We start from the raw sequence: 24,672 nt of genomic DNA, 5'->3' as shown, positions 1-24,672 counted from the left end.
TATACTGGTTAATATTCTTATTGCCAATTACTTATGTAAACCCACTTTGGATAACGATTTACTTTGGATAACTAAACCGATCTATCAGTTTCCAAGCCTTGCTTAGCGAGGTCCCTCCTTTAAAGACCAAATGTTCCGCTATCTCCATTTCAAAGATTACCTTTAATGCCTGGACGACCCACCAGTCTTTTTCAACCGCAAAATCGGGGATTCCCGTTTTGTTTTCTACATTTTTAAAGATGGCAAGCCTATCTTCTTTGGGTATATCGTAAAATGTCCTTTTATCCATTTTCCAAGCTCTTTTCCATAATTTTACGGATCCATGCCGGAGCCAATGCTATATCGTGAAGCAGGTCTTTTTGGTCTTCTTTTTTCAATAGGGCAATAATCTTTGCTTCTTCCTCGTCCGTTAATTGTTCCTTTCCTATCTCGCGAAGGGCCTGTATGACCAGTCTGCTTATCTCGCCCTTGGCCGATAAATTCTTGGGGGTGGTCTTCTTTAGTTTTATGCTTCGCTTCCCCAATTTTAATTCCCGGGGAGCTCCATCGGTAAGGAAGACAAGTTTCATGGGTACCTGTGTGCTAAGCCCCAACGCACTTAAAGCATATACCCCGGTAGGTACCAACCTGATCTTGTCCCTTTTGGCTATGGCCCTAGCAATCTCCTCTGCCGTTGGCAATACCTCTCCCACATATTTACTTATCTTGGGACGGACATAGATTCCTTGGGCCACTCTTTTTATATACCCTTCTTTTTCAATCCTATGGAGGGCCAACCGTATGGCTTCAGGTGAACCCAATCCCCGAAAATCATCGGGGAACACTAATTCTCCCCGCTCCTTTTTGGAAATGGATTTTTTTATTTTGGACTCAACACTCCGCATAGCATATTCATCTTATTTGTAACAAATTTAGTAAATTTTTGTTACAAAATAATTTTGGCTATTAATCTATTCCTACAATAGTTGCCTGCGTAAAAAACGATAAAATATCTTAAATACGGGAACCAACGGTACACACACCGAACAAAGTTCTCGTACACTATGGAACTACAAAACACGTTCCGCAAAGGTATGGGACCCCGATAGGGGCTTCCATACTTTTGCGTCCCGTTTCGAGGGGGTTGTGTGAAAGCAAACCGTGAGGCCCCCGATGACATCCCGCAGGGATTTCGGGAGGCCGATAAGGTGCGGCTTTCGCGCAACTCCCGCAGAAACCATGGGAAGGGAGAGAAAAAGACGAACCAATAAGAACGATCATTACAATGGTACAATCAAGAATATGGCCTCGGCCATTTTTTGGCAATAGAATATCCCCAGACCGATAGTTCCAATGCCCCAAAGAGCCACACCAAATCCTTAATAAATGGGATGCCTACCAAGATAAAAAGAAATAGCAGTAACGGTATTCCCAAAAAACGTTTGAGCCTGAGCATTCCCTGTAGAATGATCCACATAAAAATGACAAATCCCATAAAGGGAAGCTTTTCGTATAGCATTTCAAGCGACAGCATGCACGTTGGATTTTATGGGAAGCGGATTCGTTCTACCCGTTTCAAGGTTTACGAATGCCCCGTGATATTTGATCTTTTTGTTCGTTAGAAGTTCGTAGAGACAATGGACGGCCATTGACGACAAGGTATCATTGATGAACAGCGATTGTTCCTGCAACTTGTCCGCATAGCTGCATCCCCTTCCCTGTTCGACCTCTTTTTCCATCGCCAATAGGTCGGGGAACAGGTCTACGATATGGTCCAGCTTGCGGTGTTTCGCCTCCCCTTCCGAACGCAGATTATTGTGTTGCAGGTTTCCTAGGACAAACTGTCCGAAATATTTTCCGTTGCCCAAATCCAACCAATAATGTTGGTTCTCGTATGGATAGGAACCTGAACGTGGATGGTTAAGCACCTTTGCCAGTTCCAAACGAAAATCGGCACCGTCCACACAGCTAATGATCAGATTGGCGTGCAATCTTTTATCGTCCGCGCCTATCCGTTCGGGAACGGCATCCCATTGCAGTCCGAAGGTATGGTTCACCTTGGTTACGGCACAAATGGCCTTGTTGCCCCCAACGTCCTGTGGGGCGTACAACTGCCGGCCCACGTTCGAGGGCTGTACCAAGTCCCCGTCGAAAACGGTCACATAGAGGCCTGGATGCCCCAACTGCACCAAGGCATGGCCTAGCCTTGCCAGACGTGCCAACACGAGGGAACCGTTGCCCCCTGCCCCGACCAACGCAATGCTAATGGGATGGGTGGGAGCGAAAAAATAGTTCGGGGCGTAGTGGAGATCAGTTTTCATAGACATGCTGTAAAAGTTGGTGGTTAGGGAATAAAAGGGCTTCCTCGAAATGCTGCGTCCCATGCATTTGGAGCATCAACTCCGTGTAATTTCCGTTGAGCAGATGGTCGTGGTTCGTATGGGTAAAAACCGACAGGAAAAATTGCTTTTCCGCAAAGGCCATCATGTCCTCATAAAAGTCCAAATGGCGATAACACAATGTTGCATCGCCCATGCACACCTTTCCAGAGGCATAGACGTTCATAAAAGGGGCATGGTAGAGTTCCGTGCCGTCATGGATCGGCTTTTTTCGAGTTATGGCAAAAACGGAAAGCGATTCCCCCGAAAGGGAAAATACCAATTTGGGTATGGGATATGTTCCCGTAGGTATGTCCAATTGCTCTTTAAAAAGTAGCCTTTCCACGGGTCGGTCACAAGACCAGACCAATTGTAACGTACCCTTGTCCCTGAAATAGAGCAACTGTTTGGGCAACCGACCCTTAAAGGAAAACTCGCATCTGTCCACATCGACCAATTTGAGCATGTCCCTTACCATATCCATGGTAAGCGGGGATCCTGCCCCCAATTTCCCGTTTCGAACGGTGTGCCTTGAAAAGTAACATTCGTCCCGTCCGTAATACCCGTTTATGGCCTCATAGCCTATGATGGCTATTTTGGGTTCAAAATGAAATTTCGGGTCGTGTCGGGTGTTTTCTTCCATCAGAGTTTTTTTAAGAGTTCGTTCAAACAATCCATAAAATTGAAAATGGCATTTACCTGCCCTTCCTCCCGCATAACAAAGGCTTTGGTCTTGTTCCCAACTGTGAGTGATGTGTCGTAGATGGTATGGGAGTAGCCGTACTGTGCGATCTCGTTTACAAAGTTGATATAGCCGTTTTCCAGTTGGGAATCCTCCCTATCTAAAAAGACGATCAGGTCGTCCACTTCCATATCCATATCGTCTTCCAAAAAACATAGGTTGGCAAAGGCATTGAAATCAATGGTAGGTGCTTCCAACAGCAAATCCCGCATCATTTTGAACAAGGTATTTTTTGGTCGGTAGCTTCTCATACAGGCCAACCAATCGAAATCCTCGTATTTGGCATAATCGGAAGCATGGGCCTCTATAAAGCATAGGACACATGGCCCCTCGGCGCAACAGTCGGTCTCGGGGTCGGATTCGGATTCCGAGACCTCGAACGACCATTCGAGCAAACATTCCAAGAGGTAGCCCATCCGTTTGAATACATTGTCAAAGGGCAATGAATGCACAAAGGACAGCAGGCTAGCGAACAGTTTAGCATTTCGGGTACGCAAAGAAAATATGGGAGCCATTGGGATCGCCCAAATATGGTGCGCCTCAAAAACAGGCTTCATGACAAGGATGCCATCATTTCCCTCTTGGGTGCATACCTCCTTTACCAGTGCATCGGGTATTTCCCTGTGCAATCGTTGCAACTGTCCGAAGAACTGCATTTCTGGGCTATCTTCCGTTAAGGCGGATGCCTTGCCTGTAAGGGTATCCAAAGCATTCTTTGTGAGAGTACCTAGAGTGTCCCATCGATTTCCGTCCCCATCTTCGAATACCTCGAATCGAGGCAAGATCGGGATGGTCAGGTCAGAAAAAAACGACCCCCTTGTTGGACGTGCTTGGGTCTTCGGGTTCCCGATGACGGCCTCGCCCGCGAATCCAGAATGCCGAACAAGGATTTGTGGAAACGGGACAGGTCCCTTTTTGATGGTATGTGCCTCTTTTTCATTCATCGCTATCCTTTGGTTCCCGCTATGGTCTTGAACATAATTTCATGACGGCCGTCGACAATGCCGTTGTCCACGATTTTGGCATTGGTCAGTTCGGGATACACCGAGGCATAGTGGTCTTTGATTTGATCCGGTGCCCAATTTGGGTCGATGTCGTCCAAGACGGATTCGCCCGAGACGTTCTTTAGCATAAATTTTCTTTCCAATCCTAATACTTCCATAGTGCTTGTGGTTTAAAAAAAGGTGGGTTGCTGATAGGCTTTCATATCCTCGATGGTCTTTTTCGCCAAAGCGTCGTTTTCATCGAGTTCCAATACCTTGTTGGCCAGATCCACGGCCTTCTCGTGTTCGGCCATTGGGTTGAACTTCTTGTCCTTGACCAGTTCCTTTAGGTCGGACAGGGCCTTCTTCTTTTTCTCCTTACGGTCGTTCGCCATTTTGGTCTTTTCCTCGGCCTTTTTCAGGTTGCTGAGATAGCCGTTGGCATTGTCGAACAGTACTTTTGTTTCCTGCATGGGTTTCCCCAACCGTTCCAAAAAGACGGTATCGATTTCCTCGATGCTGCCCTTGAGCGTAAAGGGCCGTATCGCTTTTAGGGCGTTGTCGCCCTCCGATGCCTTTGGGAGTAGCGAGACCGCACAGTCCGTACCGTGAAAGGAGACCGATATGGAGAATTGTCCAATGCCCGTCTTGCCCAAAGATTTAAAGAATGTTTCCATAGGTACTGCTTTTAATTGTTGTTACAAGATACCCTCAATAATCTTTAAATCATTGAAAATTAAGGATTTAAACCACAATCGACTTCTTCTTCCCCTCACCACAAAATACGCCCCGAAGGGGCGTTGGAACCGGTGTCCGCTTATTGGAGGCGGGCGGGAATCATTGCAAATTTTTGGATGGACTTTAGGTAACCGTAAAAATTTTTGCGGAAGTAGTTTACGGTATCTATGGCAGGCTGTGTTGCATACGAAGTAGGGCTTTCGTTAATTCATGCGCTTTTCGTAGTTGATAACTGAGATGTATAAATCCATAGGAAATTTAAATAGAATCCCATTTGTGACTTAAGACCATTCCTCTTAATCTGTGAAAAACATTTAAAGCAGAAAGGTTGGAGTCTACAACATCCGAAAAATCCCTGTCCTTTCCTCGTATTCCATTGTCATTAAAATATTTGGTAAGTCTATCGGCTCCTTCCAGTCTTAATTTAATGGATTCCTTAGTCTCAATATAAGATTCTTTCACGGTATTTTGGGCTTGCATGCGTAAACATTGTAGATAGTGCCGGAAAGACTCTCGGTCGCCATATTTGACAGTTGTTGGTTGCGCACCAGAAAAGAGAATATCGGCATAACCAGAAAGGTTTTCTGTATCCGTTCTTAAATCACTCAAAATACCCAAACGTCTCGCAATATCTAAGAACGGTATCTGATATTCCGATAGGCTCTGAGGACAATAGTACCATGTTGACCTCCTACTAACAGAATCCTCCGGATTGTTGAACTTATTGGCATTAAAGCTCCTAACATTGAGCCAATTTCCGGATGCTATTGCATCGGTTTTCGTAAGTGCCAAATTGAGCATTTGATGATTGGCGTAGCCAACAACAACCTGTTTACCTTGAAGTTTTAAACCTGCGGTTAAATCCATTAGATTGACAAGCCAATTTGGGTTGTCAACCAAATAGCGATTGTTAGATGGTTCTGGTACCACATAGCAGCCTTGCACATTCCAAGTATCCATATATTCTAAAACATCGTGAATTGCCTCCTCAGAATTCATAGCTTCTTGAGATAAACACAAAGTGAAATAAATGTTTTCATGAACATTTAAATTCTGTGCTTCATTGATAATTAAAGTATGGTAGTTATACCAATTATCATTGATTTCAGAGCTTCTGCTTCCCGGTAGGATGAAAAATGGCGTTTCATAAGGGCTATTATACTCGTCCCTTAATACTGCGAGCATTCTTCTGACGTCGACCGAATTAAAAAGAGCTGTTGAATAATCCGATGGCCAAAACGAATGGGATGTCAATCTTCCATGGTCAGCGTGCGGCACATAAAATTGAGGATCAAAGACAACTTGACCACCTACTTTATGTATGTCCGGAACAAAACCGTTCATTTGATCTATGTCTTGATCTCTTGGACTCAAAATTACAGTGCCTGATTGCCAGTTCTTAATAAGGTGCTTGCAATGCGCCATCATTCCATATCCAAATTGAAGGTATAGTTCCATTTAATTTAAAGTAAGTGTTTCCTTTAAAGTGTCAAAAATAATTTTTGCCTCATTAGCCGTATTCGGCCTTCTATTTCTTCGATGGTCTCCTAAAAGACTAATAAAGGTAGAGAGTTGGAATTGTCCATCGCCTTCTATTCTCAGAGGCGGTAAAGATATATTCTCCAGTTTTCTAAGAACCTTAAAAATATCATTATCGACATCGACCATATAAAAATTTTGCCCCCTTAACAATTCATAACAAACCACCCCTATTGAAAAAAGGTCTGCGCGTATATCAATATCTTTTTTATAGTTTCTAAATTGTTCTGAGGATGCGTAACCCACTGTAAATAGGCCAAAGGGGTCATCAGACTTGGTTATGGATTCTAGATCAAGGTGTCTTGCTATTCCAAAATCAAGAAGCCAAAAGTTGTCATCATCGTCGAGGATAATATTCTCTGGTTTAATATCCCTATGCACCAGTTGTTTGTTTTCGGAATGAACAGCTATTTCGAGCATAGTGTCCAAAAACCGAACAATATCATTTATTAGGAACTTTCTGCCGTCATTTATGGCGTCCCTTAGATTTTGCCCTGAAATGTACTCTTCGACAATCCAAATAAATTCTGGGTCAGCTTCTTCGCAATTATGAGCGATGATTCTAGGTATATTCGGAGATTCGTCTAGTACGGATACCGCTCTTATTTCCCTTTTTGTTCGCTCTAAACTGTCAGAATTTGGAAAAACTTTCTTGAATACGATTTGACCATGTTCATCATGTGTACCTTGGAAAACTTCCTTTTGCCCCCCTTTTTTGATTAGGTTTAAATCCTTTAATTCTTCTATCATAAAACTTACAAAGCTGATGCCAATTGACGGCCTATATATTCATTGATAATCCAAGAGAAATAAGACCCAGGTAGTTTGGCTTTTTTTGCCCTTACCTTCAATTTTGCGCCGTCTTCACTTTGAGATAAAATTCCAAGGTTGCCATTGATCGAAGACACTACATTCTCGGTTATGGTTTTATCAGGAAGCAACACATAAGAATGTGAGGAAAAGTTTTCATTTAACTGTGCTTGCTTAAACGCATTCTTCCAATCACTCATTTTAGCTTCGATGGAAATGATTTCACGTACAAAAAAGGAATTTTCAAAATCCTTTATTCTGGCAGTCATTCCGTTAAAGAATATAAGCTCTGCTTGCACCAGCTTTTTAAGGGATTTCTGAGCGGATTTTTCGGAGTACCCAAGTTGTTGAAGTATTCTTTTAAAACGGATACCCCTTTTACCATTTGAAGAAATATGGTGCAGGATTTTAATGTCCGTTTTATCGAGTTTATTTCTCTTTGGCGGCCAACCACTTTTATCAATATCTTCCCATACCACAATCAGAATATCTGGGATTCCTGTCTCGGCATAAACTTCCTTTAGTACTTTAAACTTGTAATTTTTCTTCTCAAAGTTTTGAGTATATTGATTTAGAAAAGTATTGACCAAGTCATTTTCAGGGCCTTCTTTTTCTTTCCTAAAGTTAAATTGCAGGTTGTCGAGCATATAAATTTTTGTTTTGAACAAAGATAACAGTCTAAAGATAATTCCTTTTTTGTACTTGAACAGGATATTAAAAATAAATCAATACTCTCGGCGTTTATTGCCATTTGTTTTCAAAAAAACTGCTAATGATAGGGTCTAAAAAGGTTAGATGAAACTACTCCCTATTATATGCTGGGCAAACAACTCCAATTCAATTTGAACTTTTAAGATTTCAGGAATCCTCGTAAGTAGTCCCTTTTAAAACAACCGCACAGCTATTGACTAAAAAATATCCATTATAAAGGGGCTAACCGCCAAAATTCAACTACTAATTTATAAGGTATTTCTGGCTATATTCCACTTTAGGCGTGTTTACATTCTAAATTGGAATATACAAAATAGTCTTTGCCGCGGTTAGACTTTGACTGCCCTTTTTCGTTTGAGCTCTTTGATATCCTGTCTTAATACCTGCATCTTGGCCGTTTTTTCCGGAGGGAAGCCAATAGCCGTTTTCTTTTTATGGGTTTCCATCGAACGCAGGTTATAGTCCAGATCGAATTTTTTGGAGCTGATTTCCCGTTGTACCTTTTGACATAGTTTGAACAGTTGCAGGGCCACTTTTTCCGGGTCGAACCGTTGCTGTTTTCTGCCAACGATGTGGATATTCCTAAACTCCAGTCGATAGCAATAGAGATAATTGTGATTTGAGGGAACATATTCTGCTTGAAAGACCAAATTGGCATTCAGGGTTCGCAAACGGGCAACTTGCTTGTGCTTTTGTATGTTCAGGTTCAAATTCGACCGTTCGACCATGGCCAAGCCCAATTGTTTAAGGAAAGTTTTGGGTTCCTTTACATTATGGACACTCGATTCGAGTTCGGAACCCGAAACGAGACCTAGCAAACCTCTTTGCAACTGGTCCATGTCCTCGGGTTCGATTTCATCCATGGGCATGTTCATCCCGCTGATCGCATTTTGCGCCCTTTCCAAATCGGCCACTTGGGAAACAATATGTTTGTTTTCCTTTTCGATGCGCTCGATGGCCTTGAAGGAATTGGCCTTGTTGAGCTCGTGCAACCGCTTTTGCGATTGTAAAAACTTTAGGTCATCAGAAAGTTTGACGAGTTGAAATTGGTCCATATCCCCAATCAACGCAGCCTGCATCTGCTCATAGGACAGGCTCTTGTCATCGGGAACAAGGTCGTCATAGATACGCTTGTTCGGGTCGGCTTCCCTGATCTGTTCCCGGAACCTTTCCTTATGGGTATTCAACGAATAGGAAAAGATATCCGTGGAATCCTTGATGCCGTAGAATCGCTCCACCACCGTATTGCCATAGATTTGGGCCACTTCATTTCCCTTGCGCAGGCCCCGTCCGGCCCTTTGGTCAAAGGCATCGGGGGAATAGGGAATGTCCATATGGAAGATGCCTACGACCCGTTTTTGGATGTTCGTGCCCGTACCCAATACCTGTGTACTACCGAGTGCCACCCTAATCTCTCCATTTCGTATCTTTTCCTGCATGAAATCCGTTTTGTTCTTAGCCTTTTCCTCCTGAGCCAAGGCAATTTCATGGGCTGGAATGTCATAGTCTTCCCAAAGGATTTCGCGGACCGTGTCGTACGAGTTGTACTGTCCCGGTTTCCAAACATTCAGGTCGGAGAACACCAAACACACCCCTTTGTGTTCCGATGTTTTTTTATAAAGCTCGGCAACATCCCGGCACAGACGTTGCAGTTTGAATTGGTCGAGTTCCGAAAAATCGATGGCAAGATTGTCCTTTGCCAAAGGGTCGATCAAAAGGGAACGGTTGATGTTGAGTGCCGTTATGTGTGCGGACTTCATTTGGTCTGCGTTGTAAATGGGAACCTTGAACAGGGCATTTTGGTTGCGATCCTTTGTAAACCTGAGCGAGGCCTGTTTGAGTTCTTCATAGGCTGGTGTCGACTCCAAAATGATAAATTCCCTGTCCACTTCAAGGTCATGGGTCTTGAAATGTTTGTCCCTACAGATATGGGTAAAGGAGTTGTACATCTTGCTCAATTCGGGCAGATTGGTATAGTATCGAAATCGCGCATGCATCCTCGGATCCCCGAAAATGTTCGGTTCGATGCTTACGCTCTGCTTCAGGAAAATCGAGGCCCAGGCATCGAAATTGAAGATGTTCTTGCGCTTCAGTGCCGCAGGGGTAAGATAGCGCTGGTAGGCATACAGTTCGGTAACCGAGTTTTTTAGAGGGGTGCCGCTATAAAAAAAGATGTTTTTGTCGGGACCCATCCTGTGGTGGATGGATTTTATGCTGATTTCAAGGTCCAGGTTCCTTTGACTGTCCGAATGGTTGTTGAGGCCGGATACGTTCTGATGCCGGGTCGTGAAACCGATGTTCTTGAAATAATGGGCCTCGTCGATCATCAAAGCTTCGATGCCTAGATCCGTCAGGGTCGTTTCCATCCCATCGGACCGTTCCTCCAATTTTTTAAGGGTCGCCTGTAGCTTGCCCTCCAAATGTTCCTTCCTTTTGATCAGGCCCTTGATCAGTTTTTTGGATTCCTTTATATTTCCGTATTCCCTTGCCGTTTGTAGGTCCTGTTCGATCATATCGATTTTTTCTTCGAGGATATCCAGGACGAAGTGCCTTGATTTGGGAATCTGCTTTAAATGGCCATGCTCGGCGATGATCAGGTCAATGGCCCTGTGGTTTTTAATCGTTTTCAAGGTCTTGGCCCTCTTGCCCTTGGCCATGTTCTTGGAACTCAATCGGAGCATGTTCAGTTGGGGAAAATTGGCCCTGATCTCGGCCTCGATCTGGGGGGCTACGCTTTTTAAAGTCAGTAACAGGGTTCTCTTGCTCTTCCCGTGCTGTTTCAGTTTATGGGCCAGCATCGCCATGGAGAGGGTCTTGCCCTTGCCGACCTGATGATCGTTCAGGGCACTCCCTTTGGTAAGCCCGAAGAGTGTGGAATCGATCTGGTGCTGGTAGGGCGGGTAGACCAAGGTATCCGGAAAGGTGAGCCATCCCTTGGGTACCGTGATATTGACATCGGCCAAAAAGGCCTGATAATAGTTGTTCTCTATGGTGGCCTTCAATTCTTGGCTCCCTTCGATAAAGGACTTGAAGTGGAGCTGCAGTTCCTCATAAATATTTTGGGCCATCAAGGTGGCATCCTTGTCCAGTTTCCTGATGGTCTTTCCGGACCTGTCCTTATACGAGGTAAAGATGACAGGATACCTGTTTTCAGCAAAATGTTGCAATATCCGTTTATAGTTCGCCTTGACCTCATGGTGCAGCACCACACTGAAACGTTCGTGGGCCTCTTGGTTAAAGTCCCTGGGGAACATCAGGGTCAGGGTGGAATTGAACTGGGCCATATTGATCTGTACCTTCTCGCCTATGAGCTCCTCTAAAAAGGACTCCTTCGCGGAAATGGGGATAAAATGGCTTTCGAAATTGAACTCGATATCGTCCAGGTCCAACTTTATGGGAAGCAGCTCCGTCAACGCCTGTTCCATTCTTTCCGTTCCGATTTCGAATGGCGGAGGATGGTTCCCGACATAATCGATCTTATCCTGGATATAGCCACTCGAAAATAGGAAATAGGGCACCACTGCATAGCCCGTTTCGGATTCCCTATCGGGCTCTAGAAAAAGGGAGCGGGTTTCCAGCCCGTTCAGCAACAGTTCCTTTTCGTTGGTCTTAAAGGCTCTTGTGATGGCTGCTATATCGATCTGTCCGTTATGGTCAAATTGGTAGCGCGCCATTTGTTCGGGATTCTCGAATCTGGGTTCCTTTGAGTCGGATGTATCTGTGCCAATTTCAGCAGAAGCGGTTTCATCGGGTTTGGTTTTGGCGCGGGGAGCCTTTAGAAATCGTTTCAAGGTGAACGACGGATTTTTGCCATAGCCCTTTCCATCCTCCTTTTTCTCAAACTGTTGGCGGACCTGCTCGAAATAATGGTCGTCCTTCAGAAATATGAGATGCCCCTTTAGGAATCCCCACTTAAAATGGAAGGTGTCCAATTGGTAGTCCAAGTCCTGGAAGCGTCGGGCAACTTCTTGCTCCGGAAGTTCCCTTTTTTCGATATTGAGGTTGAGCAGTACGAGCTCGTTCCGCATACGGGCATAGTCCGCCACCAATTCCCTGATTTTATGGGGTACCTTTCTTGTGCGCTGTGGGTCGGTGTAAAACAAAACTTCGCCCTTCTTGTTAAAATTGTAGGTACCAAAAAACAATCGGGAGTATTGTTTGGCTTCTTTATCGTGCAAGGCAATCGGAGGTAAAACCGTATCGACGATAGGAGGCGTTGGTGGTGCTGCCGTTTGTTCCTCGGCTATGGCCTCCTTTGGCAAGGGTTCCGGTTTTTTCGGTATATCTAAAGGTGCCTGACCGACCTCGAACTTGAAACCATCGGATTGTCCTTCCAGAAAATTCGACAGGGATATTTCGTTAGGTTCAACAATAATGCTTGGCCTGTTGTGGAAAAAGCCGAGCTTGGGCGTACCGTGAACATTTCCCGGATTGTTCTTGAAAAAACGATTGGTCAGAAAGGATTGACCTTCCAGTTCAACGGCTTCGGTTTCCGCAAAATCCATTTCGTCGGCGGACAGCGTTTTTTTGTTGGAAGTCCTACGGTACAACAATAGATCGGATACGACCTTGGTGCCCTCGTTGGTGAACAAGTCCGTGTTGAAACGGTTGGCCAGGAGCAAGTCGTTATCCAATAATATAGACTCCCTAAAATCATTGTAGGCACTTCGCTCGGCAAAGGCGGAAGAGGTAACCAAGGCCGTGATTCCCCCATGGCGTACCATCTTTGGGGCATAAAAATTAAAATAATTGCCCACATTCTTGAGCGGACCTTCCGTCAGGTAATCGTGTCGATAGGCCTTGGTGATGGGAATGTCCCCAAAAGGGATATTGGTCATGACCAGATCGAAACGGGTCTTTTCCCCTTGATCCAGAAAAAAATCCTCAAAAGTGGTGTTCAGTACGGTTACACGGTCGTCTTTTTGGTTATTGGCCTTAAGGATTTCAAACGATAGGATATCGGGTTCCAAAGCCGTGATTTGGGCTTCGGGAAACGCCTTTTTCAATTCCTGCACATAGGCCCCATTGCCCGCCGAGGGCTCCAGTATGGTCTTGGGTTCGAACCCGTTCTTTTTTAGAAGACCGATTTTATATTCGATAAGGGTCTTGGGGGTATAGTAACTGGTCAGATGGTACCGCCGCAACGAAGCCAGAATTCCCCTGAAGGTCTCCGGGAAGGCCTGTTCAAGGGTTTGCAGCAATTGTTGCCCCTGTTTTTCCTTCCCAGATGCAGGATAGAACAACAGCTCCCCCAACTTGGCAAGTCCGGAATTGTTGATATAATAGTTCTTGGGATTCGATGCCTTTATCAAGGCAACGATCTGAGCCAAATGTTCCTGTTTCATCCCGAATTATTGAAGCGATTTCAGGATGGCCGCCTTTCCCTCGGGGTCTTTTTCGTTCAAGGCCCGATAGATATCCGACAGGGCTTCATTGGCATGCTCCAGCGCAAGGGGCCCAATGTGGCCGTCCTCAAGAAACTGCCCCTGTAATTTGGCGTGCAGGATATAGGCATTGATGGCAAAATCAAAACGGTATTCCGCAGCATCCAAACGGGCGGTCAGGTTCGGATAAGCCTCCAACGCGTAAAAACAAAAATGAAGGTCGGGACCACATTCCCCATTGGCAAGCTGGCGCTCCCAGTCCTTGATCGTTTCCGGATGTTCAGTTCGGAACCTTTGGGTTTCCGAAGTAAGTAAGAGTTCTTCCTGTGTCATGGATTGTATTTTTTAAGGTTTGTTTGACAGTATAAAATCAATTGTGCTTTCAATGTTTCGATTTGGAGTTTCGTTCAATTCGATAAGGTGTTCGTACAAGGCGTTCTTGAACAGTATCACGCCGTCAAGTGAATCGAAGCGATGGAAAACGTGTCGACCCTTTTCGCAGCGGATGAAAAGCTCAAAGGCCTTTTTCTCGGTGCTTTGGCTCAATGGTTTTAATACTTCTGAGGTAAAATCCATCAATGTGGTAATACTTTCCATAAGGAAAGCATCCCGTAGTAAGGGACGGCCATTTGTGTCCAAAATCGTTATCTCAAAAAGCATGGTTCAAATGGAAATTTTAATTTGTCTTTTTTTCTTTGTCCCCAATGGTTCCAAGACATTGGTATGGTTCATATATTCCCTATAGCTATGGTAGTATTCGGGATGTTTGCTTTTTAGATTGGCAATGGGCCTATATTCCTTGAGTTCTGGTTTCTTGCCTTTTTTCGACAATGCAAAGTAGGTTTTGCCCGAACCGTAATGCTTTTTTAGCAGTAGGGTATCGTTGGTCTGCCGCAAGGGAATCTTGTCCACATCTATGAGATAGTCCTTCTTCTCAATAAGGTTTTTGACGACCTCGTACTTTAACCGTTTCGGGACGTTTTTGGATTCCAAAAAATCATCCAGCAATGTCCATTGCTTTAAAACATCGATACCTCCCACACTGTCCGTAGCCTTTAGGAATAATCTGTTCCCATGAATGCCTAGGGAAACGCCGTATTTGGTCTCGGCCAAAAAGGTTATTGATTTTTGTCCAAGTAATGTGCGGAATTCGCCTACCGAGAGATATAGGCGATTTTTTTCATTGGCGACTTTTAGATAGGGCACCAGTACGACAACGTTTTTTCCTAGGGTTGCGGGAACGAAAAGTCCATCCAAACCTTGTTCGACCTGAATAGGCAATGTTTTGGATAATTTCGGTAGTTTACCGACCGGGGGCACCATAGGCCGGATGCCATTTTGCAGATGCCGATTGTACGAGTACATATTTCGTAAAGTATCGTTGAAAAGGTGGAGCAGCCTGTTTTTGGTCTGTTTATCCAAATGGTTGACATCCCTTTGGAAATACCTGTGCTTCATAAACAAATGATCGGATTTGGAAGGGTAAAGGTGTTGAACCCTTTCCTTTAGTAGCGAAATGGTATTGTTGTTCCAGACGGGACAATTGTTCAAATGTGCAAAGGATATATAAGTCCTATTCTCCATGCTATTATAGCCCAATAGCAGTTTCATCAACTTATTTTCGTTTTCATGGATGGATATGCGGCCTACGGGGGTGATATTCCTGTCTTTTTGGAACAGCCGGTTTTTACTTTTTAAAAGGGCCAACTGCTCTTTCAATGCCGTATTGATAAAACCCGATTCGGCCAATTTGAGATTGCGGACATATCGCAGCTTTCTAAGGTCGTTCAATTGATCGGTCGGAACGGACTTAAATTCAAATTCTTTAAATGTACTGAAGTCGGGATCCAAAAATCGGGATACCAAATTTTTGACCCTGTGGAAGAGTTTAATGGCAAAGCGAATAGTAAGGTACGATTTCATGGCTATCGGTTCAATCAGTTTTTAAATTGGAATACACCTCATATTTTATATTAAAGGAAGGTGCTGGATTTATCCTGTTTCCGTCCTTAATGACCTCGTAATGCAGATGGGGACCAGTGGAAATTCCCGTACTCCCAACGGTTCCGATAAAATCATGGGCATCGAGTGCTTCCCCTAGGGCGACCGCCACGGATTCCATATGCCCGTATAGGGTACTGAAACCATAGGCATGTGAAATGATGACATGCAGGCCATGCCCATTGGGATCGTTTCCGATATGGGCCACCCTTCCGGCAGCGGTACAATAGATCGGGGTATCCTTCTCCGCCGCCAAATCGACCCCAAAATGTTTCCTTGTGATCCGATGGATGGGATGGTGGCGGTTTCCATAGGAACTTGAGAGTACATAGTGCTCCCGGAACAGGGGAACCGTCGAGGGCACACTGTCCAAAATTTTCGGCCGCAAGGGCAAAAACGGTTTTAACCGGTCTATTTGCTCGAAATTTTTCAAGTCGTGCAGAAGGTCGTTGAGCCGTTGATAGACAAGGTCTTCCCTAGATTCCTCGGTTATGGGTTGACTTATTTGCCTTGCAAGGTTTCCAAGGTCTTTTGTATTATGGGGATTATCGTAAAAAAATCGATTGGCGGCGATACAAAGAAAGAACACCGTGACAAAAATCCAGTAATTACTGTTCTGCGGGGTAAAATGACCGCTATCCTTGGAATTGGTCACGTCGCCCACTTTTTGGGCGCATCCCTTTATCCAACCGATCGAGGATTTTTTAATGTTCTTCCAAACGCTCATAACGAATTTATTACAAAGGTTTTTGATAAAATTTTGATTATTGCAAATTTTATTTATATTTGTAGCAATTATTGCAAATATATGTAATTTTTACAAATATGAACAACAGGTGGCGAAAATTTGATGCAACGCTGGATGTCCCGGCCCTAATGGATTATTTTAGGCTTGTGGTCCAACGTGAGACGCGTACTTTTATATGCTACCAAATCGGGAAGGAGCAGTACATCGTTATCAGGACCGAACTCGGATATCGCTATTACAAGCCGAGCGGACCCAAGACAAAACTGACCGCTTTTGACTTTATACTGGAGCGGCTTTCTCGAACCGATGCAGAGGCGAGAACGGGTCTGTGGACCAAAGTCGAGGATTTCTATACGGAACTTGAAAAAAAGCCGGAATTTTTTCTAAATAACGGCTCCAAAAATTCACTTGAAATTGTTGACATTGATTTCAACCATTTTGAAACGCTCAACGAGGAACTTTCCTTAAGGCCGAAAAGCCTAGGGGGCGACGGTTCCGACATTTTTAAAGATCGTATCTACGAAAATCCGGAAGGCCGACTGTATTTCCCCTATCGCAACTTGGCCAACACCCTCACGGGATATGCCATGGAAAAGGATGGAAAGCTTTCCCTGATAGCGGAAAGCGATATTTCCAAATCGGTTTGGTTCAGTAAGGTACCCGATACCATCAAGCATTTGGTGGTACTCCGCAACCCTATGGAAGCTATGGCCTTTCATCGAAGGTTCCAATTGGAGGACGTGGTCTACCTTACGATATCCAAAATCAATTACGAGACCTCGAAACTACTGGTGCAGATCCTGAAGCGTACCAAACTGAAAAAAATGGTGCTCAGTTTTACCGGATCATCCAAGATCGAAGGCTATATCCACGACCTGATGCTCATTTCCTTTATCAACGACTCGCGTTTTTTGTTCCGGGTGGGCAAGGACCATTTGGCCGTCCGCTTCGATCCCGAAGGGCAGAAACCGTTGGCCAAGCTGCACAATGAGGTACTAAAATACAACGGTAGCTTGGCAAAGGAATATATCAAATACAACAAGGTGCCCGACCAATCCCTTTTGAACAGGAAGAGCATCGTGCTGACCAAGGAAAAGCAGTGGGTATCGTGCCGTATTCCCTTTGAGGTCAACGCACTTCGCTATTTTCTCTGGAGCTATTACCGAAACTATATGGACAAGACCGTTGAGATCGTTAAACCCGTACACGCCAATTGGAGGCTGGAGTTCGAAGCGAACGGGGTCTATGTCGGAACCGAAAAATTAAAGGCCTTTAGGATGGCCGTATAAAAAAAGGGGGCGCTCCCGCCCCCTTCAATCCTTAATTCCGGACATGAAAAATGGAAATGTCATATCCAGAATTACAAAGTTAACAATTGTTTATTAATCCTTAATTTAAAACTTGAAAAATGGAAAAACAAGCACAGCAGGTTTTCGTAAAAGTGAACCAACGGTGGCAACGGGCTACCGTAACCGGAGAAAAGGACGGAAAGGTATCCGTCGTGAACAACGAGGGACAATCGTTCAAAGTGCCCAAAAAAAAGAAGTATTATGAACCCATCGAATCCAAGGACCAGAAATTTGCTTATAAGGACCTCGAAGAACAATTGAAGGGCCATTATATCAGCTATAAAAAAATCCTCCCGAACGTACGCACAAATCTGACCGAGGGACAGGAGCATTTCCACGAGTCCACCTATATCTCCGAGGGCGAGCTCAAGGAAAGTGCCAAAATGATACAGATGGTATATGACCGGAACTTGGGTACTAGACTGGACGTCCAGTACCGTAGAAATGAAAAGGTAACTCTGGACGAGGCATGGGCCTATAACCATACTTTCAGCGCCGATGAGTTCGAGCGCATGGTGGACAAAAAGGAGTTCGTGCTGTTCCAGGGAAGCACCAACGACGGCGAAGTGTTCCAAAAATTGGCCTATTACGAGCCAAAGGTACAGGATATCCGTACCAAACCGGCACTTTCCACGAACACCTATTTTTATGGGGTAAAGTTGACGGCGAAACAGGCCGATGCACTCAACAGGGGCCAGGAGCTCGAAATGGTCATCAAGAGCAAAGTCCACGGGAACAAACCGTATTTGGTATCCTGGTCCCCGCGCCGACAGACCTTTATTACCAAAAAAGTCGATTTGGAAAAGGCCAAAAAGCTTGAGGTCAACCCCGGCGAAAAAAAAAAATCGCGCGGCCGAGGCATGAAAGTCTGACCGATTGACCTAACAATGGGCCGTCCGTCACGGACGGCCTTCTTTTCATCCATACTATCTACAAAAGCAAATAACCTCAGGGCAACCCTACGAGGCATTCACAATGAAAAGACTTACAATTATCGAGATAAGTCTTTAGCATTTAAATCTCGATTACTGACTAAAGTTTGGGACATAACCGCATGTAATGCTCCCAAAAAAACCATGCCTATATGAAAAATTATGCCGAAAATCCGGAGCACTACAAACGGTTGATCGCCCAGATCGATCGTGAGGTCGATTTTCCCGGATACCTGATCGCACAGGGCTACCAATTGCTCAAGAAAAGTTCGGGTTCACAGGAATTTGGCAAGGAGGCGGAACGCCTCGTCCTACAGACAAAAAGAAATCCCGTAACCTATTTCAATCGCAACGACTCTTCGGACAAGGGGCGATTTTTCAAATACCTCCACAAACGCTCCGCCAATTTTTACGAAGCCGTAAAACAGGGACTGGGCATCATCCAAAGGGATTATCCCGAACCTTCCCCGGCCAAGGTGCACCAAAAGAACAACAGGCATATCAGCTTGGAAGATCGTTATCATATCGGCCCCTTGACCAGACCGAACTATTTAACGGAAGGTCGCGGACTCTCCATAAACACCCTCCAATCCGAAGCCTTCAAGGGCAGGATCTTCAATGCCTTCCACGTCAGTGATAACAAGGGCCGCATCGCCAATATCGCCCTTCCCAAATATGGGTTGGACGGAAAAATCAAGAACTATACGCTTTATAATAGGCCCTATCGGGACAGAAAGGACGGAAAGGTGAAAAAGTTCCGCTTGTTCCTCAACGAGCGTTATGAATACCTTTTCGTTTCCAATCCAAATATCAACGCAGAAAAAATAGTTTGTGTGGAGAGCGGTTTCGATGCCATGGCCTACCATGAACTGCACGGTTGCCCAAAAACATTCTACATCTCCATGTCGGGCCATATCGACGAGCGGAAACTCGAACAGTTCCTCCAATGGAATCGTACGGTAGATCCATCCCATACGCTCCCTCTTCTTTTGGCCTTTGACCATGATATCGAGGGGATGCGCTACGACCTTATTCTTTTGAGCCATTGGATCAATCGAAAGTCCAACCGGGTATTCATCGAAACGGATTGGAAACGCCCCGTGATGCGTTTGAAACTGAACTATCTCACCAAATCCATTGCTATCATGGAACGGGATACCGATTACATCAATGAACGGATTTCCAGAGGTTCTCACGGAATGCCCGAAGGTCTTCAAAAAGCCGTCTGCTATCGCGACAAGGTGCTTTGGGAATTGGATTTGGAAAGGATAGTCTCCCTCCCCCAACATTCCAGAACCTATTGGCGGCTGGCAGTGGAGGCACTTTCCCAATGCTTCGCACAGGGTATCCTGAAAATGGACAAATGCCCCACCATGAAGGATTGGAACGAGGAACTGATCTCGGTAAAAAAAAAGTCCAGTTGTCGGCTAGTGAATCTACTTTAAAGACTGTCATGGACAGACCGAGGAAAACCCAAAAAAGAAAAGGACATGCAAGATAAGAACAAGGGCTATATGGGCATGTACCTATCCGCTTTCCACTTCGCCATTATCCTATTCCGGGAGCAATATGCCCTGTACTTATTCCATTACGGGCATCAGGGATTCTCGGATAACATCCATTCCTTTCTAGTACGGTCCGGGCTACCGTCCCAAGGCATGGTCGCCCGTCTGCTCTTGCTGGGGCTTCTGATGGGCGGTATTATGATGTACCGTCCGGTCAAAAAAGAGGAAGTCGGTCGCAGAAAAAGTGTTGCGGGCTTTCTCGTGTCCTTGGCCTTGCTGTTCGTTTCTTGGTGGTGCCACGGTGCTTCCGAACTAGGGATGTGGGCCTCCATGATATTTCTTTCATTGGCCTACTTGGGATTGATGACTTTCGGGATGCGATTGTTCCAGTTTTTGGACTTCATGAACTTGGCAAAAAATGACCCCTTTAACGATACGAAGGAAACCTTCGAGCAGACTGGGGAGCGTATAGATACCCCATATTCCGCCAATATCCCATATACCTATTCGCACGATGGGAAACAACGGAAAGGATGGATTAATTTTGTCAATCTTTTCAGGGCGTTGTTGGTCATCGGCACTCCGGGGAGCGGCAAATCCTTTTCCGTTATCGAGGAGATCATGGCCCAGTTCATCGACAAGAAATACGCCATGGTCATCTACGATTTTAAGTTTGATACGCTGACCCGTAAGGCGTACGGTTATCTACAGGAGGCCATAAAAAAGCATGGGAACGATTCCGAAATGCCTTTCCCGAAGCTCTACCGAATCTGTTTTGATGACCTTCGGATGACGCACCGGAACAACCCCATGGATCCCTATGGGCTGGTCAATCAGTCGGATGCCATCGATACGGCCACGACCCTTATGAAAAACCTGAATCCCGAATGGATAAAACGGCAGGACTATTTTTCACGTAGTGCCATCAGTTATACAGGGGGCTGTATCTGGTATCTCAAGAAAAAATCGGAAGAAACGGGCAGGTATCTCTGTACCCCGGGGCATTTGGCCATTCTGACCACCGTAAAGATCGATATATTGATGGAAATCATGACCAAGGACGTAGAGGTACGCCAAATATTGGTTCCTTTTCGGGACGCATTGGAAAAGGAGGCCATGGAACAACTGTCTGGCCAGACCAGTACGGTCCAGATAAGCCTTTCTAGTATTGCGACCAAGGAAATTTTCTATGTGATGTCGGGCAACGACTTCAGTCTTGAGGTGAACGATCCCCGGTATCCCAAAATCGTATCGCTACAGAACAATCCCGAACGGAAGGAAGTCTACTCCGCACCCTTGGGCCTGTACATGAACACCATTCTCAAACGGGTAAACAAACCGGGCAAGCGGCACATGGCATTGCTTATCGACGAGGTACCCACCCTGTTCATCATGTTGTTGCGGACCATAATCGATACCGGGAGGGAAAACAAGATCGCCACCATTTTGGGGCTTCAGAGCGTCGGACAGCTGATCTTGGACTACGGCCGGGAACTGGCCGATGTCATCTATGACAACTGTGCGAACATTATCTGCGGTGCGGCCAAGGGCGAGACGGCCAAACGGTTGAGCGAGCTTTTCGGAAAGATCCATCAAGAAAAGGTCTCGAAGAACACGAGCAGTTCGGACGTAAGTACCAATCTGAGTACACAGATGATGGAGCTCTTGCCCAGGAGCAAGATCGCATCCATGTCCACCGGACATTTCGCAGGGTTGGTGGCCGATACTTTCGAGCATCAGATCAAGGAAAAGAAATGTTATGGCCAGTTGCTCCCCGACATCGAAGGCAAGCGAAGGGCCATGAAGCACAAGTTGCCCGTTGTCAACGATTTCAAACCGGAGAATTTCGGGGAACTTTTCCAAGCACAGATGAAGCTCATAGAGGAGCTGGATTTACCGAAGAATGTCTCGGGCCTGTTTACCAGGGAAATTGGGTACATCGAATTTTATGGAAAGCGTCTGGAAGAAACGGCCAAAAATGCATTTACCAATGGTACCAAACGCCGAATTTTTAAGGATGTGGTCAAGGAGCTTCGCCTGTTCGATTTCAGGGAGGATATTCTGGAACTGCTGAATACGGGTGTTAGGGACGCCGATTGGCAAAGGTTATTGGCCTATATTGTGGAGGAATTTTTGGTACGTACGGAAATGGACCGTGTGGCCCAGGCCGAATTCGACAAGATCATTAATGAAGTGGACAGCTTGGTCAAAGAAGAGTATAAAGCCCTTACGGGAAAAGAGCTGAAGAGTGCCATATTTGACGAAAAGAAAATAAATGGTGAAATTGCAAGATCAATCGACAACTCCGAGGCGGCCGTGGAAAAGTTCATGGACGATTTCGGGAAGGAACTTGATGAGTCCCTGTCCCAAAGTTTGGCAGCTTGGCAGGAAGAGACGGAGTATAATTTTGAAGAGGAATTTTCCTCGTATCCCATAGAAAATTTTGAATAATGGACAATGAATCGATCATCAATCTGGACTCCAAGGATTTGGGGTATATCGGGGAACGCTTAAAGGAAATACGTCTTGAACTGGTGGAATTGGACGATGTCGAGGACAAAAGGTTCAGTCAGTTTTCGATGACCAACCTAAGCGATTACCTGAACATGGACCGTACAACTTTGGCCAATGTGGAGCGCGGTTCCTCAATGGTCAATTCAATCAAGATCATCCTCTATTTCTACAGCTTGGGCTATAACCCCATTTGGATCCTGTTGCCCGATAACGAGTTCGTGCAAAAGCGTAATCTCGGGGAAAATATGGTCTATCAAGAAGGACTTCGCGAGAAATACCTTGAGCTGGAGGAACGGGTTTCAGAGGCCATGAAGGATTTCAAATCGTCCTTGTAAATTTTGCATTCGAAGTAATTTCTTGCCGTTAAAAAGATTTAGGTTCAATATCCCCATTATTGTCCGCAACAATCTACCTATGCTTTGTTCAATTGCTGTATAGCAATGTCCATAGCATTATAATCATTGCTATATAGCAACGTATAATGCAATAGATATTCAATGCTATATATGGATATAGTTTCAAATGTTCATAGTGTCATATGGCCATATGATACTATGGTTTTAAAAAGTATATTTATGGAAACAAAAATAATTTCATGTACGGGGGAAAAGGGCGGTTGTGGCAAGACGACCCTGAATATCATCTTGGCCACCAACCTTTTCCACTTGTACGGGAAGAAAGTAGTATTGATCGACATGGATAATCCCCAGTACTCTGTGTACAAAAAGAGGAACCGAGATCTTGGACAGGTAGGTTCGACCGAAATGCCGATGTTTCCCGTGGAGCGGGCAACGGTCCAGACCTTGGAACCGTTGATTAAAAAATATTATGGTACCGTGGATTTTATCATCGTCGATTTCCCCGGAAACCTTAACGAGGAAATGGTAAGGGGGCTGCTGTACGTCGAACATATCTTTATTCCCTTTTTCCTTGACGAACTGGAAATCGACGGTACGGCGGTGTTTTACAAAACACTGCAACGGAACTATCTAATGAACGAAAATCGGGTACTTCGTTCCGTCAACCTGTTCTTCAACCGCTACGAGCTGGTCAAGGTCAATAAGTTCAATGCGGTAAGGAAAACCTTGGCGAAAGCGGGGATGCCCATGATGGAACAGGTCGTCATGGAACGGACCGTATACAGGGAGCGATACCGGAATACCCTAATTCCCATTCCCGAGACAAAAGAGAACGGGGAACTGGGGTTGAAACGATTTATGGAAGAGGTCATGAAAATTTCAAAAAACTAAAAATGGGCAAAAAAGTAAACGTTAAGGATTTGCTGGAATCGGCCATCCTAGATAATACGGATACCAAGGAAGAGGTCGAGGGACTGAGGGAACAACGGCACGGCACAGGCGGAAAAGTTGGAAATAATCCGATGGAGCAAAATAAAACAACTGATGACACCCTTAAAGATAGCAGAACGCATAGGGCCTTTGCCCGTACATTTCCGTTGACAAAGTTAAGCCGTAGAGAACAAAGGAAAGTAATGGATTTCGAGAGGTTAATGGAGCAAAACGATTATACCGACAAAAAGGAGCAGTTTATCTTTAGGTTGAGCAAGACCTGTTTCGAGGATTATGAACGGCTGGCCAGCGCATGCAGCTATAAATTGGAAAAAAAGGTATCGCGCAACGATATCATGCGAAAGGCCCTGGAGATTTACCACCAAGAAAACATTCGGGAACTTCAACGAATTATCGACAAGATTTGAATTGGCAGTGGGAACATATCGTCTATGCCGTCATCGGTATCCTGTGCCTGTTGTGGTACCTATGGGTCTTTGTCATACTTAAAAAATCAAAAAACGAAAAAAATGTTCAGGAAAATGATTCATATATGCAAAAATCACATATATTTGTAAAAAACACATCTTCAAAGGATAAAGATATGGACCAGTTACTCAGCCGTGTCGATGAGAATGAAACCAGCTCCGAGCTGTTGGATATTTTCAATGCGTCCGATAAAGATGTTCAGAATGAATCCTTAATTCCAGAACATGAAAAATTCAAGATTATCAAAAACTCCGAGTCCCCTCCGGAACCGGAGCTGGACGACTCCGATTAACGTCTTCCTAACACTATTCCTTATTGTTGCTTTCCATTCGGCCGGCTTTGCCCAGATCGATGAACTGGTCGATCAGGTCAACGAGGCGGAACAGGGTACGGCACAGATAGGGAACAGTATTTTCCGCATCATCAAGATTGCCGCAGGCGTACTTCTGGCCATCGCGGCACTGGCCTTTCTCATCATCAGGGAACAGAACCAGGATATGGCCCGAAAAGTGGGCAACGCCATTGTGGGGCTGGTCATTTTCTACGGCCTTATCGAAATCGGGGAAAACTTGGCCAACTGA

The 24,672-nt window shown here is 45.1% G+C and carries 24 protein-coding genes; 9 read left to right on the top strand and 15 right to left on the bottom strand.

What is annotated here, in order from left to right; translation table 11 throughout:
• Positions 1-58 precede the first annotated feature (58 nt).
• The 15 genes from SD450_RS09930 to SD450_RS09860 all read right to left on the bottom strand — a co-directional run bounded on the left by SD450_RS09930 (position 59) and on the right by SD450_RS09860 (position 15,992).
• Positions 59-289, bottom strand: a complete 231-nt coding sequence (locus SD450_RS09930; RefSeq protein ID WP_119648323.1) for a nucleotidyl transferase AbiEii/AbiGii toxin family protein — start codon at positions 287-289, stop codon at positions 59-61.
• Positions 282-884, bottom strand: coding sequence for a DUF6088 family protein (locus tag SD450_RS09925; protein WP_119648322.1), 603 nt, complete (start codon positions 882-884; stop codon positions 282-284). The genes SD450_RS09930 and SD450_RS09925 overlap by 8 nt, the downstream gene beginning before the upstream one ends.
• 615 nt (positions 885-1,499) lie before the next feature.
• Positions 1,500-2,300, bottom strand: a complete 801-nt coding sequence (locus tag SD450_RS09920; RefSeq protein WP_166248841.1) for a PRTRC system ThiF family protein — start codon at positions 2,298-2,300, stop codon at positions 1,500-1,502.
• Positions 2,290-3,000 carry a hypothetical protein gene (locus tag SD450_RS09915; RefSeq protein WP_119648319.1) on the bottom strand — a complete coding sequence of 237 codons (711 nt, stop codon included), beginning with the start codon at positions 2,998-3,000 and terminating at the stop codon, positions 2,290-2,292. Before SD450_RS09915 ends, SD450_RS09920 begins: the two co-directional genes overlap by 11 nt.
• The gene (locus SD450_RS09910; protein ID WP_119648318.1) at positions 3,000-4,043 is read right to left on the bottom strand and encodes a hypothetical protein; all 1,044 of its coding nucleotides are present in this window, start codon (positions 4,041-4,043) and stop codon (positions 3,000-3,002) included. The genes SD450_RS09915 and SD450_RS09910 overlap by 1 nt, the downstream gene beginning before the upstream one ends.
• 2 nt (positions 4,044-4,045) lie before the next feature.
• On the bottom strand, positions 4,046-4,261 hold the full coding sequence (locus tag SD450_RS09905; RefSeq protein WP_119648317.1) for a PRTRC system protein C: 216 nt from the start codon (positions 4,259-4,261) through the stop codon (positions 4,046-4,048).
• 12 nt (positions 4,262-4,273) lie between these two features.
• Positions 4,274-4,759: a hypothetical protein gene (locus SD450_RS09900; RefSeq protein ID WP_119648316.1), complete on the bottom strand. Its 486-nt coding sequence runs from the start codon at positions 4,757-4,759 to the stop codon at positions 4,274-4,276.
• 319 nt (positions 4,760-5,078) lie between these two features.
• Positions 5,079-6,278 (bottom strand): hypothetical protein, encoded by a 1,200-nt coding sequence (locus SD450_RS09895; RefSeq protein WP_099545113.1) that lies wholly within the window; start codon positions 6,276-6,278, stop codon positions 5,079-5,081.
• On the bottom strand, positions 6,279-7,109 hold the full coding sequence (locus SD450_RS09890) for a serine/threonine protein kinase (protein WP_119648315.1): 831 nt from the start codon (positions 7,107-7,109) through the stop codon (positions 6,279-6,281).
• Positions 7,110-7,114: 5 nt separating this feature from the next.
• Positions 7,115-7,816, bottom strand: coding sequence for an AsnC family protein (locus SD450_RS09885; protein ID WP_119648314.1), 702 nt, complete (start codon positions 7,814-7,816; stop codon positions 7,115-7,117).
• Positions 7,817-8,209: 393 nt separating this feature from the next.
• Positions 8,210-13,225 carry a helicase-related protein gene (locus SD450_RS09880; protein ID WP_119648313.1) on the bottom strand — a complete coding sequence of 1,672 codons (5,016 nt, stop codon included), beginning with the start codon at positions 13,223-13,225 and terminating at the stop codon, positions 8,210-8,212.
• 6 nt (positions 13,226-13,231) lie between these two features.
• A complete protein-coding gene (locus tag SD450_RS09875; protein ID WP_094997563.1) occupies positions 13,232-13,597 on the bottom strand; it encodes a hypothetical protein in 366 nt (121 codons plus the stop codon).
• Positions 13,598-13,609: 12 nt separating this feature from the next.
• Positions 13,610-13,924, bottom strand: a complete 315-nt coding sequence (locus SD450_RS09870) for a hypothetical protein (protein ID WP_094997562.1) — start codon at positions 13,922-13,924, stop codon at positions 13,610-13,612.
• A 3-nt stretch (positions 13,925-13,927) separates the two neighbouring features.
• A complete protein-coding gene (locus SD450_RS09865; RefSeq protein ID WP_119648312.1) occupies positions 13,928-15,187 on the bottom strand; it encodes a hypothetical protein in 1,260 nt (419 codons plus the stop codon).
• A 10-nt stretch (positions 15,188-15,197) separates the two neighbouring features.
• Positions 15,198-15,992: a M23 family metallopeptidase gene (locus SD450_RS09860; RefSeq protein WP_119648311.1), complete on the bottom strand. Its 795-nt coding sequence runs from the start codon at positions 15,990-15,992 to the stop codon at positions 15,198-15,200.
• A 98-nt stretch (positions 15,993-16,090) separates the two neighbouring features.
• On the opposite strand from SD450_RS09860, the gene SD450_RS09855 reads away from it, so the two are divergent.
• The 9 genes from SD450_RS09855 (at position 16,091) to SD450_RS09815 (ending at position 24,672) form a co-directional block, all read left to right on the top strand.
• Positions 16,091-17,302 (top strand): hypothetical protein, encoded by a 1,212-nt coding sequence (locus SD450_RS09855; protein ID WP_119648310.1) that lies wholly within the window; start codon positions 16,091-16,093, stop codon positions 17,300-17,302.
• A gap of 119 nt (positions 17,303-17,421) precedes the next feature.
• The gene (locus SD450_RS09850; protein WP_119648309.1) at positions 17,422-18,234 is read left to right on the top strand and encodes a hypothetical protein; all 813 of its coding nucleotides are present in this window, start codon (positions 17,422-17,424) and stop codon (positions 18,232-18,234) included.
• A 212-nt stretch (positions 18,235-18,446) separates the two neighbouring features.
• A complete protein-coding gene (locus SD450_RS09845; protein WP_119648308.1) occupies positions 18,447-19,739 on the top strand; it encodes a toprim domain-containing protein in 1,293 nt (430 codons plus the stop codon).
• Between the two features lie 45 nt (positions 19,740-19,784).
• The gene (locus SD450_RS09840; RefSeq protein ID WP_119648307.1) at positions 19,785-22,250 is read left to right on the top strand and encodes a type IV secretory system conjugative DNA transfer family protein; all 2,466 of its coding nucleotides are present in this window, start codon (positions 19,785-19,787) and stop codon (positions 22,248-22,250) included.
• Positions 22,250-22,648, top strand: coding sequence for a hypothetical protein (locus SD450_RS09835; protein WP_094997555.1), 399 nt, complete (start codon positions 22,250-22,252; stop codon positions 22,646-22,648). The genes SD450_RS09840 and SD450_RS09835 overlap by 1 nt, the downstream gene beginning before the upstream one ends.
• A gap of 240 nt (positions 22,649-22,888) precedes the next feature.
• Positions 22,889-23,563 (top strand): ParA family protein, encoded by a 675-nt coding sequence (locus tag SD450_RS09830; protein ID WP_183114848.1) that lies wholly within the window; start codon positions 22,889-22,891, stop codon positions 23,561-23,563.
• 2 nt (positions 23,564-23,565) lie between these two features.
• Positions 23,566-24,030 (top strand): hypothetical protein, encoded by a 465-nt coding sequence (locus SD450_RS09825; protein ID WP_119648305.1) that lies wholly within the window; start codon positions 23,566-23,568, stop codon positions 24,028-24,030.
• Between the two features lie 176 nt (positions 24,031-24,206).
• Positions 24,207-24,383: a hypothetical protein gene (locus SD450_RS09820; protein ID WP_166248844.1), complete on the top strand. Its 177-nt coding sequence runs from the start codon at positions 24,207-24,209 to the stop codon at positions 24,381-24,383.
• Positions 24,316-24,672 carry a hypothetical protein gene (locus SD450_RS09815; RefSeq protein ID WP_147378288.1) on the top strand — a complete coding sequence of 119 codons (357 nt, stop codon included), beginning with the start codon at positions 24,316-24,318 and terminating at the stop codon, positions 24,670-24,672. Before SD450_RS09820 ends, SD450_RS09815 begins: the two co-directional genes overlap by 68 nt.

Origin of the sequence: Flagellimonas baculiformis, from assembly GCF_033441575.1 — a bacterium.
Classification (GTDB): Bacteria; Bacteroidota; Bacteroidia; order Flavobacteriales; family Flavobacteriaceae; genus Flagellimonas; species Flagellimonas baculiformis.
Note: the sequence above shows the minus strand (reverse complement) of the source record. Positions and strands in the feature narration are given on the sequence as shown.

Excerpts from the sequence above, each read along its gene's own strand:
- SD450_RS09830 (WP_183114848.1), top strand. The coding sequence starts at position 22,889 with ATGGAAACAAAAATAATTTCATGTACGGGGGAAAAGGGCGGTTGTGGC.
- SD450_RS09815 (WP_147378288.1), top strand. The coding sequence starts at position 24,316 with ATGAAAAATTCAAGATTATCAAAAACTCCGAGTCCCCTCCGGAACCGG.
- SD450_RS09900 (WP_119648316.1), bottom strand. The coding sequence starts at position 4,759 with ATGGAAACATTCTTTAAATCTTTGGGCAAGACGGGCATTGGACAATTC.
- SD450_RS09885 (WP_119648314.1), bottom strand. The coding sequence starts at position 7,816 with ATGCTCGACAACCTGCAATTTAACTTTAGGAAAGAAAAAGAAGGCCCT.
- SD450_RS09825 (WP_119648305.1), top strand. The coding sequence starts at position 23,566 with ATGGGCAAAAAAGTAAACGTTAAGGATTTGCTGGAATCGGCCATCCTA.
- SD450_RS09890 (WP_119648315.1), bottom strand. The coding sequence starts at position 7,109 with ATGATAGAAGAATTAAAGGATTTAAACCTAATCAAAAAAGGGGGGCAA.
- SD450_RS09905 (WP_119648317.1), bottom strand. The coding sequence starts at position 4,261 with ATGGAAGTATTAGGATTGGAAAGAAAATTTATGCTAAAGAACGTCTCG.
- SD450_RS09865 (WP_119648312.1), bottom strand. The coding sequence starts at position 15,187 with ATGAAATCGTACCTTACTATTCGCTTTGCCATTAAACTCTTCCACAGG.
- SD450_RS09855 (WP_119648310.1), top strand. The coding sequence starts at position 16,091 with ATGAACAACAGGTGGCGAAAATTTGATGCAACGCTGGATGTCCCGGCC.
- SD450_RS09820 (WP_166248844.1), top strand. The coding sequence starts at position 24,207 with ATGGACCAGTTACTCAGCCGTGTCGATGAGAATGAAACCAGCTCCGAG.
- SD450_RS09880 (WP_119648313.1), bottom strand. The coding sequence starts at position 13,225 with ATGAAACAGGAACATTTGGCTCAGATCGTTGCCTTGATAAAGGCATCG.
- SD450_RS09850 (WP_119648309.1), top strand. The coding sequence starts at position 17,422 with ATGGAAAAACAAGCACAGCAGGTTTTCGTAAAAGTGAACCAACGGTGG.
- SD450_RS09840 (WP_119648307.1), top strand. The coding sequence starts at position 19,785 with ATGCAAGATAAGAACAAGGGCTATATGGGCATGTACCTATCCGCTTTC.
- SD450_RS09875 (WP_094997563.1), bottom strand. The coding sequence starts at position 13,597 with ATGACACAGGAAGAACTCTTACTTACTTCGGAAACCCAAAGGTTCCGA.
- SD450_RS09870 (WP_094997562.1), bottom strand. The coding sequence starts at position 13,924 with ATGCTTTTTGAGATAACGATTTTGGACACAAATGGCCGTCCCTTACTA.
- SD450_RS09835 (WP_094997555.1), top strand. The coding sequence starts at position 22,250 with ATGGACAATGAATCGATCATCAATCTGGACTCCAAGGATTTGGGGTAT.
- SD450_RS09930 (WP_119648323.1), bottom strand. The coding sequence starts at position 289 with ATGGATAAAAGGACATTTTACGATATACCCAAAGAAGATAGGCTTGCC.
- SD450_RS09895 (WP_099545113.1), bottom strand. The coding sequence starts at position 6,278 with ATGGAACTATACCTTCAATTTGGATATGGAATGATGGCGCATTGCAAG.
- SD450_RS09910 (WP_119648318.1), bottom strand. The coding sequence starts at position 4,043 with ATGAATGAAAAAGAGGCACATACCATCAAAAAGGGACCTGTCCCGTTT.
- SD450_RS09920 (WP_166248841.1), bottom strand. The coding sequence starts at position 2,300 with ATGAAAACTGATCTCCACTACGCCCCGAACTATTTTTTCGCTCCCACC.
- SD450_RS09915 (WP_119648319.1), bottom strand. The coding sequence starts at position 3,000 with ATGGAAGAAAACACCCGACACGACCCGAAATTTCATTTTGAACCCAAA.
- SD450_RS09860 (WP_119648311.1), bottom strand. The coding sequence starts at position 15,992 with ATGAGCGTTTGGAAGAACATTAAAAAATCCTCGATCGGTTGGATAAAG.
- SD450_RS09845 (WP_119648308.1), top strand. The coding sequence starts at position 18,447 with ATGAAAAATTATGCCGAAAATCCGGAGCACTACAAACGGTTGATCGCC.
- SD450_RS09925 (WP_119648322.1), bottom strand. The coding sequence starts at position 884 with ATGCGGAGTGTTGAGTCCAAAATAAAAAAATCCATTTCCAAAAAGGAG.